This is a genomic window from Streptomyces sp. NPDC045470 (assembly GCF_040646595.1).
Lineage (GTDB): Bacteria > Actinomycetota > Actinomycetes > Streptomycetales > Streptomycetaceae > Streptomyces.
This window is the reverse complement of sequence record NZ_JBEZAN010000021.1, coordinates 91,268-106,470: the sequence shown is the minus strand read 5'-3', so window position 1 is coordinate 106,470 and position 15,203 is coordinate 91,268. Positions and strand designations below refer to the sequence as shown.

The window sequence follows — 15,203 nt, the reverse complement described above, 5'->3', positions numbered from 1 at the left end:
AACTGAGCAACGAAATCCGGTCGGGCATCGGCGATTTCCCGGATTTCCGGCAATCTTCTACCGGTCTTCGGGAGTGCCTTCCCGAAGTGCCACCGTCAGCTCGCCGAGCAGGTACTCCGCGATGGCTTCCGGCATATAGAGGTCATAGACGAAGCCCTCCGGCAGTGTAAGACCAGTCAGCTCGTTCATTCGCAGCCGCAGTTGAACGGCCGACATCGAGGTCATGCCGAGTTCGAAGACGTCGCCGTACTGCGGGACGGAGTCCACGGACCCGTATCCGAGCATCGCCGCTATCTCTTCGCGGACCAGTGCGCTCAGCAGCTCCTGCTGCTGTGCCGGGCCGACTTCGGCGAGCCGCTGCCGCCAGCCGGCCCCGGCGCCGTGCGCGCCTTCCTGAGCGGTGCCCTCGCCCGCGCCCGCGGCACCGGCCTCGGCCGCCCCGTCCGGTGCGGTGCGCTCCCGGCGCCACGCGGCGACCTGCGCCAGTACCGCGCCCAGCGGCATGTCCTCACGCAACGGCGCTCCGGTGCCCAGCACTTCGCCCAGCGCGCTCATGTCCTGCTCCGCCAACGCGGACCACAACCGCTGCTCGTCCGGGGACAGGGAGCCGGCCGCGGGTACTTCGGCAGCGGACCGGGCCGGCGGCTGCGGCCAGTACCGCTCCCGCTGGAAGGCGTAGGTGGGCAGATCCACCCGGCGTCCGCCACCCAGCACGGCGGCCCAGTCGACGGTCACGCCCCTCACGTGCAAGGCGGCCAGCGCGGAGGTGAACGCCCGCAGGCCCGGCTCCCCACGGCGCAGGGTCGCGGTGACCACGGGCGCACCGTCACGCTCCGCGCCGCTCCCTTCGGCCGGCAAGGCCTGGGCCAGGACGGTGGCAAGCACCGGCTCCGGGCCGACCTCGACGTACGCGCCGAAGCCGGCTCCGGCCAGGGCCTCGGCCATTTCCCGTACGGGGACGGCCGGTTCCTGCCCCGGGTACGGCAGCCAGTGGTCGGCGTCCAGGGCCGCACCGTCCACCCAGTCCATGGACCGGGTGGAGAACACCGGCACCGTCCCCGGCCGTGGTTGGACGACGCCCTCACCGGTCGGCGTCCGGTCGCACAACACGGCCAGCCGGGCCGCGTCCGCCGGCGACAGCACACCGGCCACCTGGGCGGCGGCGATCTCGCCCACCCCGTGTCCGGCCACCGCGGCCGGGTGCACACCGGCGGAGCGCCACAGCGCGGCGAGCGCCACCAGCACCGCCCACAGCACCGGGCGGTGGATCTCGGGGGTGGTGAGCGCCGGGCTGTTTCCGCCGGCCCGCAGCACCTCGGTCACCTTCCAGTCCACGAAGGGCGCCAGGGCCTGTTCGCAGTCGGCGATCCGGTCGGCGAAGACCGGCGACTCCTCCAGCAGTGCGGCTACGGCGTCCAGCCGGACGTCCGGGCCTGGAGCTCCGGGCGATGCGGCCGAGTCCGAGCCTCCGGTCGATGCGACCGAGCCGGGGAAGACGAAGACCGGTTTGCGGCCCGTCCTCACGGTTCCGGTCACCACGTCCCGGGTCTGCACGCCCGCGGCGGCCACCGCGAGGCCCGCCAGCAGCCCGTCCCGGTCCGTGCCCTGCACCACCGCCCGGTGGTCGAATGCGGTACGCGTGGTGGCCAGCGAGAACCCGATGTCCACCAGGTCGAGCTCCGGCCGCTCCAGCAGGAACTGGCGCAGCCGTCCCGCCTGGGCCCGCAGCGCCTCCGGGGTCCGCGCGGACAGCAGCCACGGCACCGTCGACGGCGGGACCGAGCCGGCCGCCGGAGCAGTTCCGGCTCCGGGCGGGGGCCCTGCGTGGGTCCCGGGCCCGGCGGGCGACGCGTGGGGCTCGGACCCGGCGGGCGATACGTGAATCTCGGGCCCGGCGGGTGGCACGTGGGCCCCGGACCCGGTGGGCGACGCGTGGGGCTCGGGCCCGGCGGGCGACGCGGGCGCCTCTTCGAGGATGACGTGCGCGTTGGTGCCGCTGATCCCGAAGGAGGAGACGCCGGCACGGCGGGGCCGGCCGTTCGCCTGCCACGGCACCGGTTCGGTGAGCAACCGCACCTCGCCGCCGGCCCAGTCGACGTGCGGGCTGGGCTCGTCCACGTGCAGGGTGCGCGGCAGTTGTCCGTGCTGGAGGGCCAGCACCATCTTGATGACGCCGGCGACACCAGCAGCGGCCTGGGTGTGACCGATGTTGGACTTCACCGACCCCAGCCACAGCGGGTCGCCCTCGCCGCGGTCCTGACCGTAAGTGGCCAGCAGCGCCTGCGCCTCGATCGGGTCACCCAACTTCGTACCGGTACCGTGCGCCTCCACCACATCCACGTCACCGGGCGCCAGACGGGCGTTGGCCAGCGCGGCCCGGATCACCCGCTGCTGCGACGGCCCGTTGGGCGCGGTCAACCCGTTGGACGCACCGTCCTGGTTGGTGGCACTGCCCCGCAGCACCGCCAGCACCGGGTGCCCGTTGCGCCGCGCATCCGAAAGCCGTTCGACGACGAGCAGACCGGCGCCCTCGGCGAAGCCGGTGCCGTCGGCCGCGGCGGCGAATGCCTTGCAGCGGCCGTCCGCGGCCAGCCCGCGCTGGCGGGAGAACTCCACGAACGTGCCCGGGGTGGCCATGACCGTCACACCGCCGGCCAGCGCCAGCGAGCACTCCCCCGACCGCAGCGACTGAGCGGCCAGGTGCAGCGCCACCAGCGCCGACGAGCAGGCCGTGTCGACCGTCACCGCCGGGCCCTCCAGCCCGAAGGTGTAGGCCAGCCGGCCGGACAGGACGCTGGTGGCGATCCCGGTCATCAGGTGCCCCTGGGACTCGGCGCCGCCCTGCGCCAGCACGCTCGCCTCGTAGCCGGAGGTGTAGCCGCCGACGAAGGTGCCGGTCGGGCTGGAGCGCAGGGTGGTCGGATCGATCCCGGACCGCTCGAACGCCTCCCAGGCCAGCTCCAGCAGCAGCCGCTGCTGCGGGTCCATCGCCAGCGCCTCGCGCGGGCTGATCTCGAAGAAGCCGGCGTCGAAGGAGGCGGCGTCCTGCACGAATCCGCCGGCCTGTGTGGTGGCGGTGCCGCTCCGCGCGGCGTCCGGGTCGTGCAGCCCGTCCAGGTCCCAGCCGCGGTCGGTGGGGAAGGCCGAGATCGCGTCCTCGCCGTCGCGCAGCATCCGCCACAGGTCCTCGGGGTCCGCCGTGCCGCCGGGGAAGCGGCAGCTCATCCCCACGATGGCGATCGGCTCGTCCGGCGCCCCGGCTCCTGACGTCTCCGCTGCCGCCGGTCCGGTGACGGCCTTCGTGCGCGTCTGCGGCCCGTCGCCGAGCCGCCCGCGCAGGTGGCCGGCGAGCGCGGCCGGGTTGGGGTAGTCGAAGACCAGGGTGGCGGGCAGCCGCAGCCCGGTCGCGGTGCTCAGCCGGTTACGCAGTTGTACGGCGGTGAGTGAGTCGAAGCCCAGGTCGGTGAAGGCCCGGCCCGGTTCGACGGCCTCCGCGGAGGCGTGCCCCAGGACCGCGGCGACGTTGGCCCGTACCAGATTCAGCAGCAGCTCGTCGCGCTCGGCGGCGGGCAGTGCGGCCAGTTGCCGGTGCAGGGAGTCCGCGCTCGCGTCGTCCGTCCTTGCGGCGCTGCGCCGCCCGGCAGCGGCACCGACCAAGGCCCGCCACAGCGGTGGGACCTCCGCACTGCGCGCCGCCTGGGCCCGCAGCCCGGCCAGGTCCAGCCGGGACGGCACCAGCACCGCCTCACCGCGGGCCAGACTCAGGTCCAGCAGCGCCAGCCCCTCCCGCGCGCTCAGCGCCATCGCACCACCGCGCGACATCCGGGACCGGTCGGACTCAGCCAACTGCCCGGTCAGCCCGGACACCTCGGCCCACAGCCCCCACCCCAGCGAAACCCCCGGAAGACCCGACGCCCGCCGCTCAGCGGCCAGTGCGTCCAGGAATGCGTTGGCCGCCACGTAATTGCCCTGGCCCGGCACCCCGAACGCCGCCGCCGAGGAGGAGAACAACACGAAGTCCTCCAGCCCCGGAACCAGGTCCCGGGTCAGCTCGTGCAGATTCCAGGCACCGTCCGCCTTCGGACGCAGCACCCCCGCCACCCGCTGCGCGGTCAGCGAACCGACCGTACCGTCATCCAGCACACCCGCCGTATGCACCACCGTCCGCAACGGTGCCTGCGCCGGAACCGCCGCCAGCACAGCGGCCAGCCCCTCACGGTCGGCGGCGTCACACGCCACCACCGTCACCGAAGCACCCGAGTGCGCCACCCGCGCGGCCAACACCGCCACACCGGCCGCACCAGGACCCGAACGACTGGTGAGCACCACATGCTCCGCCCGGCCCGACACCACCAAATGCCCGGCCACCAAACCACCCAACGTACCCGTACCACCCGTGATCAACGCCGAACGGGCACCGGAAGGGTTGGCGGACGGGTCGGTGGGTCGTTCAACTGCCGCCGTGGAGCCGGATGGACGGGTCAGCCGCCGCCCGTGGACCGCGGTGTCGCGGATGGCCACCTCGGGTTCCCCGGCGGCGAGTGCGGCCGGGAGCACGTCCGGGAGTACGGCGATCTGATCGGCGGTGTCGGTGGCCGGCAGGTCCACCAGGAGGAGCCGGTCGGGGTTCTCCGACTGAGCCGAGCGCACCAGGCCCGCAAGGGCCGCTGCTGGCAGATCGGCCACCCCCTCACCGGCCGAGACCGCCACCGCACCCCGCGTGAGAACCACCAGCCGGCTCTCCGCCAGCCGCTCCTCACCCAGCCACTCCTGCACCAGAACCAGGGCCTCACCAGTCACCCGGGCCGCGGCCCGCGCCGGGTCGTTTGCGTCTTGGCTCTCGCTACCGGCGCAGACCAGGACGAAAGCCGGGTCGATCTCCCGGTCCGCTGTGGCAGCGGCCAGCTCCTCCAGACCGGGGAAGCACCGCACCGTGATGCCGGACCGCCCCAGCGCCTCGGCGACATCGAAACGGTCGGCGCCGATCAGCGCCCACTGCTCGGCAACGGGGGCTACGGACTCGGCGTCACTGAGCGGCATCCAGGCGACGGTGAACAAGGCATCCGCAACAGCCGACACGGCACTGCCGAGCTGGCCGGCGTCCACCGGGCGAGTGACCAGCGAGGTTACGGAAATCACCGGCTGGCCTGCCGTATCGGCGGCCGACACCGTCAGCGTGCCCTGCGCATCACAACGCAGCCGGGCCCGCAGCACCGACGCGCCACTGGCATGAAGCTCCACACCAGCCCAGGCGAACGGCAGCCGAACCTCTTCGGTTGCGCCCTCTTCGGCGCCACCCATCAGGAAGGCAGCCTGCAGTACGGCGTCCAGCAGCGCCGGGTGCACACCGAAGGCCGCAGCGTCTTCCGCCACCTCCTCCGGCAGCGCCACCTCGGCGAAAACCTCCTCGCCCCGGCGCCACACCGCCCGCAACCCCTGAAACGCCGGACCATAGCCGTAGGGTCCTTCGGCGGCGGACTGGTAAAGGTTGGAAACGTCCACCGTCGTGGCGTCACGGGGCGGCCATACCGCGAAGTCCTCCTCGGCCGCGGCTACCGGACCGGCGGGGGCGAGCACGCCGCCGGCGTGCTGCGTCCACCCCTGCGACTGACCGACCGCATCCAGCCGGGAGAAGATCTCGACGGCACGCCGCCCCTCGGCATCCGCCCCGGCCAGCACCACCTGGACCTGCACAGCAGCGCCGTCCTCAGGCAAGACCAGCGGCGCCTGAAGCGTCAACTCCTCCAGCACACCACACCTCGCCTGATCCCCCGCACACACCGCCAGCTCCACAAAACCGGTACCCGGCAGCAGCACCACACCACCCACAGCATGATCAGCCAGCCACGGATGCGTACGCACCGACAACCGGCCCGTACACACCAGGCCCGCACCACCGGCCAGCTCAACCGCCGCACCCAACAACGGATGACCCACCGCACCCAACCCCAACGACACCGCATCACCACCGTAAGCCACAGCGCTCGCCTTCGGCCAGAACCGCTCATGCCGGAATGCATATGTCGGCAGCTCCACCCGCTTCCCCTCGGGCAGCACCACCTGCCAGTCCACCGGCGCCCCGTTGACGAACCCCTCCGCCAGTGAGGCCACCAGACGATTCGCACCGCCCTCATCGCGGCGGAGCGTCCCGCAGACGGCCGCCGGGACGATGCCCGGGCCTGTCTCCTGGGCGACCTCTTCCAGGGTGTCGTTCATCGCCCCCATCAGCACCGGATGCGGCGTCACCTCGACAAACAGTTGATGACCACGACCCGCCAGCACCCGCACGGCACGGTCGTAATGCACTGTCGCGCGCAGGCTGCGATACCAGTAGCCGGCGTCCAGCTCCTCGCCGGACAGCGTCTCGCCAGTCATCGCCGAGACCATCGGAACCCGGCCCCGGCGCGGGGAAATCCCGGCCAGGACGGTGGTGATCTCCTCCTCCAGCCGGTCCACCTGCGCCGAATGCGAGGCGTAATCCACCGCGACCAAACGGGCCCTAGCGCCCTCCGCTTCGAACTCCGCCCTCAGCTCCTCAAGGGCCTCCGGTTCACCCGAGACGACCGTGGCCGACGGCCCGTTGACCGCCGCCAGAGACAGCCGGTCCCCGAACCGGACCAGGCGCTCCTGGACCTCCGCCGCCGGACGGCTGACCGACAGCATCCCGCCCGCACCCGCCAGCACCTTCAGCGCACGCGACCGCAACGCCACCACACGCGCACCGTCCTCAAGCGACAGCATCCCCGCCACCGTCGCCGCAGCGATCTCACCCTGAGAGTGACCCACCACGGCTTCCGGGACGACACCCGCCGCCTCCCAGACAGCGGCCAGCGACACCATCACCGCCCACAACGCAGGCTGGACGACATCCGCCGACTCCAACGCCGGAGCACCCTCCACACCCGCCAGAACATCGCTGAGCGACCAGTCCACGTACGGCGCCAACGCCGCCGCACACTCATCAAGACGCGCCGCGAACACCGGCGAAACCCCCGCCAGCTCCCGACCCATCCCCACCCACTGCGAACCCTGACCAGCAAAAGCAAACACCGGACGAGCATCCGGTCGGGCCGTGCCCGCGACCAGCGAACCCGAAGGCGCACCGGACGCCAGGCCCGCAAGCCCCGCCAGCACCTGCTCCCGATCCCTGCCCACGACCACCGCACGGTGCTCAAAGACCGAACGCGTCGCCGCCAACGACCACGCCACATCAGCCGGCTCCAACTCCGGGCGGGCCGTCAGCCAGTCCCGCAGCCGGTCCGCCTGCGCGGCCAGACCCGCAGCCGAGCGGCCGGACACCAGCCAGGCGCTCACCGTCTCGGCAGCCTCGTCCGCTCCGACCCTGGAGAGCACCGGTGCCGAAGTCGCTGTGCCGGCGTCAGCGGGGTCTCCGTTCCCGTGCGCGGGTTCCTCGGCGGGGGCCTCCTCCAAGAGCACGTGGGCGTTGGTGCCGCTGATGCCGAAGGAGGAGATGCCGGCGATGCGCGGCCGGTCGTTCGTCTGCCACGGCACCGGCTCGGTGAGCAGCCGCACCTCTCCCTCGGTCCAGTCGACGTGCGGGGAGGGCTCGTCCGCGTGCAGGGTGCGCGGCAGTTGTCCGTGCTGGAGGGCCAGCACCATCTTGATGACACCCGCAACACCGGCAGCAGCTTGGGTGTGCCCGATGTTGGACTTCACCGACCCCAGCCACAACGGCCGACCTTCGGGACGCTCCTGACCGTAAGTGGCCAGCAGCGCCTGCGCCTCGATCGGGTCACCCAACTTCGTACCGGTACCGTGCGCCTCCACCACGTCCACCTCGGACGCCGTCAGATGCGCACCGGCCAGGGCAGCCCGGATCACCCGCTGCTGCGACGGCCCGTTCGGCGCGGTCAGACCGTTGGACGCACCGTCCTGGTTGACCGCACTGCCCCGTACCACCGCCAACACCTTGTGCCCGTTGCGCCGGGCGTCCGAGAGGCGTTCCACGACCAGGACGCCGGTGCCCTCGGCGAAGCCCATGCCGTCCGCGTCGGCGGAGAACGCCTTGCAGCGGCCGTCCGGGGCCAGGCCACGCTGTCGGCTGAAGCCGACGATCCCGTCCGGGGTCGAGATGATCGTGGAACCTCCGGCGAGCGCCATGGAGCACTCCCCCGCTCGGATCGCCTGGCAAGCCAGGTGCAGAGCGACCAGGGACGAGGAGCACGCCGTGTCCACCGTCACGGCCGGGCCTTCCAGGCCGAGGGTGTAGGACACCCGACCGGACAGCACGCTGGTGGCGAAGCCGGTGGTCAGGTTCCCCTCCGCGCCCTCGTCGCCGGTCGCCACGCCGATGCCGTACGCCGAGGCGAAGCCGCCGACGAAGACACCGGTCTGGCTGCCGCGCAGCGCGGAAGGGTCGATGCCGGCCCGCTCCAGTGCCTCCCAGGAGGTCTCCAGGACCTGTCGCTGCTGAGGGTCCATGGCCAGCGCCTCGCGCGGGCTGATCCCGAAGAAGTCCGCGTCGAAACCGCCGGCGTCGCCGACGAAGCCGCCTTCCCTGGTGTAGGAGGTGCCGACGCTGTCGGGGTCCGGGTCGTAGAGCGCCTCCACGTCCCAGCCGCGGTCGTCCGGGAAGCGGGAGACCGCGTCGGTGCCGTCGGCGAGCAGCCGCCAGAACTCCTCGGGGTCGTTCACCCCGCCGGGGAATCGGCAGGCCAGGCCGACGATCGCGATCGGTTCCCCGGAGGTCTGCTGCGTCGTACCGGTCGGCAGTGGGTTCGCGTCCGGCCCGTCGCCGTTGCCGATGATCCTGGTCTTGAGGTGGCCGGCGAGCGCGGCCGGGTTGGGGTAGTCGAAGACCAGGGTGGCGGGCAGCCGCAGCCCGGTCGCGGTGCTCAGCCGGTTACGCAGTTCGACGGCGGTGAGCGAGTCGAAGCCCAGGTCGGTGAAGGCCCGGCCCGGCTCGACGGCCTCCGCCGAGGCATGCCCCAGGACGGCCGCCGCATGCGTACGGACCAGGCCGGTCAGCAGCCTGGTCCGCTCCTGCCCGGAGAGCCCGGACAGCCGCTGATGCAGCGAATCCGCACCCGCGTCACCGGCCCCGGCAGCGCTGCGCCGCCCGCTACCGGCACCGACCAGAGCCCGCCACAGCGGCGGAATCTCCGCACTCCGCGCCGCCTGGGCCCGCAGCCCGGCCAGGTCCAGCCGGGACGGCACCAGCACCGCCTCATCACGGGCCAGACACAGGTCCAGCAGCGCCAAGCCCTCGTCGGCGCTGAGCGCCAACGCACCACCACGCGACAACCGAGAGCGGTCGGACTCGGCCAGCTGCCCGGTCAGCCCGGACACCTCGGCCCACAGCCCCCACCCCAACGAAACACCCGGAAGACCCGACGCCCGCCGCTCAGCGGCCAGTGCGTCCAGGAATGCGTTGGCCGCCACATAATTGCCCTGCCCCGGCACCCCGAACGCCGCCGCCGAGGACGAGAACAGTACAAAGTCCTCCAGATCCGGAACCAGGCCCCGGGTCAGCTCGTGCAGGTTCCAGGCACCGTCCGCCTTCGGCCGCAGCACCCCGGCCACCCGCTGCACGGTCAGCGAACCAACCGTACCGTCATCCAACACACCAGCGGTATGCACCACAGTCCGCAACGGCGCCTGCGCCGGGATCGCCGCCATCACGACGGCCAGCTCCCGGCGGTCCGCGGCATCACACGCCGCCACCCGCACCGAAGCACCTGCCTGTGCCAACCGCGCGGCCAACGCCGCCGCACCGGCCGCACCAGGACCCGAACGACTGGTCAGCACCACATGCTCCGCCCGACCCGACACCACCAGATGCCCGGCCACCAGACCACCCAGCGTGCCCGTACCGCCCGTGATCAACGCCGAACGGGCACCGGACCGGGCCGATTCGGGCTGCTGCGTTGCGGAGAGGTGCGCGGGGATCGTCAGGACGATCTTGCCGGTGTGCCGGGCCTGCTGCATGAACCGGAACGCGTCCCGCGCCCGGCGCACCTCCCAGGCCCGCATCGGCAGCCGCCGCAGTTCGCCGGCGGACAGCAGTTCCACGATCCTGCCGAGCATGGTGCCCAACCCCTCGGGGCCTGCCTCGCCGAGGTCGAACGAGCGGTAGGTGACACCGGGTCGGTCCGCGGCCACTGCCTGGGCGTCGCGGACGTCGGTACGGCCCATCTCCACAAATGCCCCGCCCCGCGGCAGCAACCGCAGCGAAGCATCGGTCAACTCACCCGCCAGCGAATTCACCACGACGTCCACACCCGCGCCATCCGTGGCGGCCAGGAAATCCGCCTCGAATGCGGCAGTACGGGAGGACGAGACGTGCTCCGCATCCAGGCCCATCGACGCCAGCACCGGCCACTTCCCCGGACTGGCGGTCGCGAAGACCTCCAGCCCCAGGTACCGGGCGATCTGCACCGCCGCCATCCCAACCCCACCGGTCGCAGCGTGCACCAACACCCGCTGCCCCGGCTTCGCCCCGGCCAACTCCACCAACGCGTACCAAGCAGTCATGAACGCCGTCGGCACCGAGGCCGCCTCGGCGAACGACCAGCCGTCCGGAATCCGCACCACCTGCCGGGCGTCGGTGACAACCACCGGGCCGAACCCGCCCTCACCGATTCCCGTCACCCGGTCGCCCGGGACGAGGTGGTCCACCCCCGGCCCGGCTTCGAGCACCGTTCCGGCAATCTCGCTGCCCAGCACCCCGCCGCCCGGGTACATGCCCAACGCGATCAGTACGTCGCGGAAGTTCAGCCCGGCGGCACCAACGGCGATACGAACCTGCCCAGCCGCCAACGGTACATCCGCCTCCGGCGACGGCAGCAGCGACAGCCCCTCCAGCGAACCGCCCGCATCCGGTACCAGACGCCACCGGCCCTCCGGAACCGACAGCTCCCCAGAGGGCCGCACCAGCCGTCGTGCATGCACTCCACCATTCCGGAGCGCCAGCTCCGGCTCCCCGGTGGCAACGGCAACCGGCAGCTCGGTGACCTGCTCCGCAGTGCCGGTGGCCGGCAGGTCTACGAGGAGCAGCCGGTCCGGGTTCTCGGACTGGGCCGAGCGCACCAGGCCAGCGAGAGCTGCTGCCGACAGGTCAGCCACGCCCTCACCGGCTGAGACCGCTACCGCGCCCCGCGTGAGAACCACCAGACGGCTCTCCGCCAGCCGCTCCTCACCCAGCCAGCCCTGCACCAGAACCAGGGTCTCGCCAGTCACCCGGGCAGCGGCCCGCGCCGGGTCTTCCTCGCCCCGGGCGTCGCCACCGGCACAGACCAGGACGAACGCGGGCGTGCACTGCCGCGCCTCCACGGCAGCAGCGGCCTCTTCCAGCCCCGGGAAGCACTGAACCGTGATGCCGGACCTGCCCAGGGCCTCGGCGACACCGAAACGATCGGCGCCGACCAGCGCCCACACCCCGGCTACGGGGGCTATGGACTCAGTGCCGCTGACTGGCATCCAGGCGACGGTGAACAAGGCATCCGCAACCGGCGACACGGCACTGCCGAGCTGGCCGGTGTCCACCGGGCGGGTGATCAGCGAGGCCACGGAAATCACCGGCTGACCTGCGGCATCGGCGGCCGTCACCGTCAACGTGCCCTGCGCGTCACGACGCAACCGGGCGCGCAGCACCGACGCACCACTGGCATGCAACTCCACACCCGTCCAGGCAAACGGCAACCGGATCTCGCCCGGCTCCCCCTCAGCATCGAGCAAGGCACTGGCATGCAGTACGGCGTCCAGCAGCGCCGGGTGCAGGCCGAAGGCGGCAGCGTCCTGCGCCACTTCCTCGGGCAGCGCCACCTCGGCGAAGACCTCCTCGCCACGGCGCCACACCGCCCGCAACCCCTGGAACGCCGGACCGTAGCCGTAGGGGCCTTCGGCAGCGGACTGGTAGAGGCCGGAGACGTCCACTGTGGTGGCGTTACGGGGCGGCCACACCGCGAAGTCATCGTCGGCCTCGGCTGCCGGGCCGGCGGGGGCGAGCGTGCCGCTGGCGTGCTGCGTCCATCCTTGCGACTGACCAGCCGCATCGGACCGGGAGAAGACCTCGACGCTACGGCGGCCTTCGGCGTCCGCACCGGCCAGCACCACCTGGATCTGCACCGCAGCGCCGTCCTCGGGGAAGACCAGCGGGGCATGCAGCATCAGTTCTTCCAGGAGCCCGCAGCCGGCCTGATCCCCCGCGCACACCGCCAGCTCCACGAAGCCGGTACCCGGCAGCAGCACCACACCGCCCACAGCGTGATCGGCCAGCCACGGATGCGTACGCACCGACAACCGGCCCGTACACACCAGACCCGCACCACCCGCCAGCTCAACCGCCGCACCCAACAACGGATGACCCACCGCACCCAGGCCCAGCGATACCGGATCACCACCGGATACCGTGGCCGTCGCCTTCGGCCAGAACCGCTCGTGCTGGAAGGCATACGTAGGTAGCTCCACCCGCTTACCTACGGGGAGCACCGCCTGCCAGTCCACCGACGCCCCACTGACGAAGGCTTCCGCCAGCGACGCCACCAGACGATCCGCACCGTCCTCGTCGCGGCGGAGCGTCCCGCAGACGGCCGCCGGCATGACGCCCGGGCCCGCTTCCTGAGCGAGGTCCTGGAGGGTGTCGTGCATGGCGCCGACCAGCACCGGATGCGGCGTGACCTCGACGAACATCTGATGGCCCTGACCGGCCAGCACGCGCACCGCACGGTCGTAATCCACCGTCGCCCGCAGGCTACGGAACCAGTACCCGGCGTCCAGCTCCGCGCCCGTCAGCGTCTCGCCGGTCATCGCGGAGACCATCGGGACCCGGCCCCGGCGCGGGGAAATCCCAGCCAGAACAGAGGTGATCTCCACCTCCAGCCGGTCCACCTGCGCCGAATGCGAGGCGTAATCCACCGCCACCATGCGGGCCCGGGCGCCCTCCGCCTCGAACTCCGCCCTCAGCTCCTCCAACGCCTCCGGCTCACCGGACACCACCGTCGCCGACGGCCCGTTGACCGCCGCCAGAGACAGCCGCTCCCCGAAACGGACCAGACGTTCCTGGACCTCCGCCGCCGGACGGCTGACCGACAACATCCCACCCGCACCCGCCAGCACCTTCAACGCACGCGACCGCAACGCCACCACGCGCGCGCCGTCTTCAAGCGACAGCATCCCGGCGACTGTCGCAGCGGCGATCTCTCCCTGCGAGTGACCGACCACGGCCTCCGGAGCGACACCCGCCGCCTCCCAGACAGCGGCGAGCGACACCATCACTGCCCACAGCGCGGGCTGGACGACATCCGCCGCCTCCAGCGCAGGAGCCCCCTCCGCACCCGCCAGGACGTCGCTCAGCGACCAGTCCACATACGGCGCCAACGCCGCCGCGCACTCCGCCAACCGTCCCGCGAACACCGGTGATACCACCACCAGCTCCCGGCCCATCCCGACCCACTGCGACCCCTGCCCGGCGAAGGCGAACACCGGGCGGGCATCCGGGCGGGCCATGCCCGCGACCAGCGCACCCGAGGGCGCGCCGGACGCCAGTCCCCCAAGGCCCGCGCGTAGTTGCTCCCCGTCCCCGCCAACCACCACCGCCCGATGCTCGAAGACCGACCGAGTCGCCGCCAACGACCACGCCACATCAACCGGCCGGAGGGCCGGACGGGCCGACACCCACTCCCCCAGCCGCCCGGCCTGCGCCGACAACGCCCCAGCAGTCCGCCCAGACAACACCCAAGCACCAGCACCGGTCACCACCGGAACCACCGGCTCCCCGGACTCCTCAACAGCTTCAACGCCCTGCGCTGCGGGAGCCTCCTCCAGAATGACGTGCGCGTTGGTGCCGCTGAGGCCGAAGGAGGAGACACCGGCCCGCCGCACCCGGTCTCCGCTGGGCCACGGCACCGGCTCGGTCAGCAGCTTCACCTCGCCGGATGCCCAGTCGATGTGCGGGGAGGGCTCGTCCGCGTGCAGAGTGCGCGGCAGCTGTCCGTGCTGGAGGGCCAGCACCATCTTGATGACACCCGCGACACCGGCAGCCTGCTGGGCGTGGCCAATGTTGGACTTCACCGAGCCCAGCCACAGCGGCCGCCCTTCGGGACGCTCCTGGCCGTAGGTGGCCAGCAGCGCCTGCGCCTCGATCGGGTCACCCAGCTTCGTACCAGTACCGTGCGCCTCCACCACATCCACGTCACCGGGCGTCATACGCGAGTTGGCCAGCGCGGCCCGGATCACCCGCTGCTGCGACGGCCCGTTCGGCGCGGTCAGACCGTTGGACGCACCGTCCTGATTGACCGCACTGCCCCGCAGCACCGCCAACACCTTGTGTCCGTTGCGCCGGGCATCGGACAGCCGCTCCACCACGACCATGCCGGCACCCTCGCCCATACCCATGCCGTCCGCGTCGGCGGAGAACGCCTTGCAGCGGCCGTCCGCGGCCAGGCCGTCCTGCCGGGAGAACCCGCGGATCCCGATGGCCGAGGCCATCACCGTGGCACCGCCGGCCAGCGCCAGCGAGCACTCCCCCGCGCGCACGGCCTGCGCCGCCAGGTGGAGCGCCACCAGCGAGGAGGAACAGGCGGTGTCCACCGACACCGCCGGCCCCTGTAGGCCGAGCAGGTAGGAGATGCGCCCGGACATCACGCTGGTCGCGCCGCCGGTGATCAGGTGCCACTGCAGGTCGTCGGTGTGCAGGGCGGGGTTGGCGCCGTAGTCGGAGGGGCCGACGCCGACGAACACACCGGTCTGCGAGCCGCGGAGAGAGGCGGGTGCCACCCCGGCCCGCTCCAGCGCCTCCCAGGAGGTCTCCAGCAGCAGCCGCTGCTGAGGGTCCATGGCCAGCGCCTCGCGCGGGCTGATGCCGAAGAAGTCCGCGTCGAAGGCGGCCGCGTCCCGCAGGAATCCGCCCTCGGCCGCGGAGGAGCTGCCCGGCCGGCCTGGGTCGTCCAGGCCCTCGGTGTCCCAGCCACGGTCCGCGGGGACACCGGAGATGGCGTCGCCGCCGGTGGAGACCAGCTCCCACAACTGCTCCGGGGTGGTCACACCACCCGGGTACCGGCAGCTCATGCCCACGATCGCCAGCGGTTCCGAGGCCGCCGAGACGAGCTGCCGGTTCTGCTGCCGCAGCCGCTCGGTCTCCTTCACGGAGGCACGCAGCGCTTCAAGGAGCTTGTCGGTCTGTCCTGTCATCGCTGCCTCCACACATCGAGCATCACCATCGCCGTTCGCGGCACTGTCAGCAC

General features: G+C 72.2%; 1 protein-coding gene. It reads right to left on the bottom strand.

Going from position 1 to position 15,203, the window contains the following annotated elements:
- Positions 1 to 57: 57 nt before the first annotated feature.
- On the bottom strand, positions 58 to 15,150 hold the full coding sequence (locus AB0A97_RS35705) for an SDR family NAD(P)-dependent oxidoreductase (protein ID WP_361158261.1): 15,093 nt from the start codon (positions 15,148 to 15,150) through the stop codon (positions 58 to 60).
- Positions 15,151 to 15,203 lie beyond the last annotated feature (53 nt).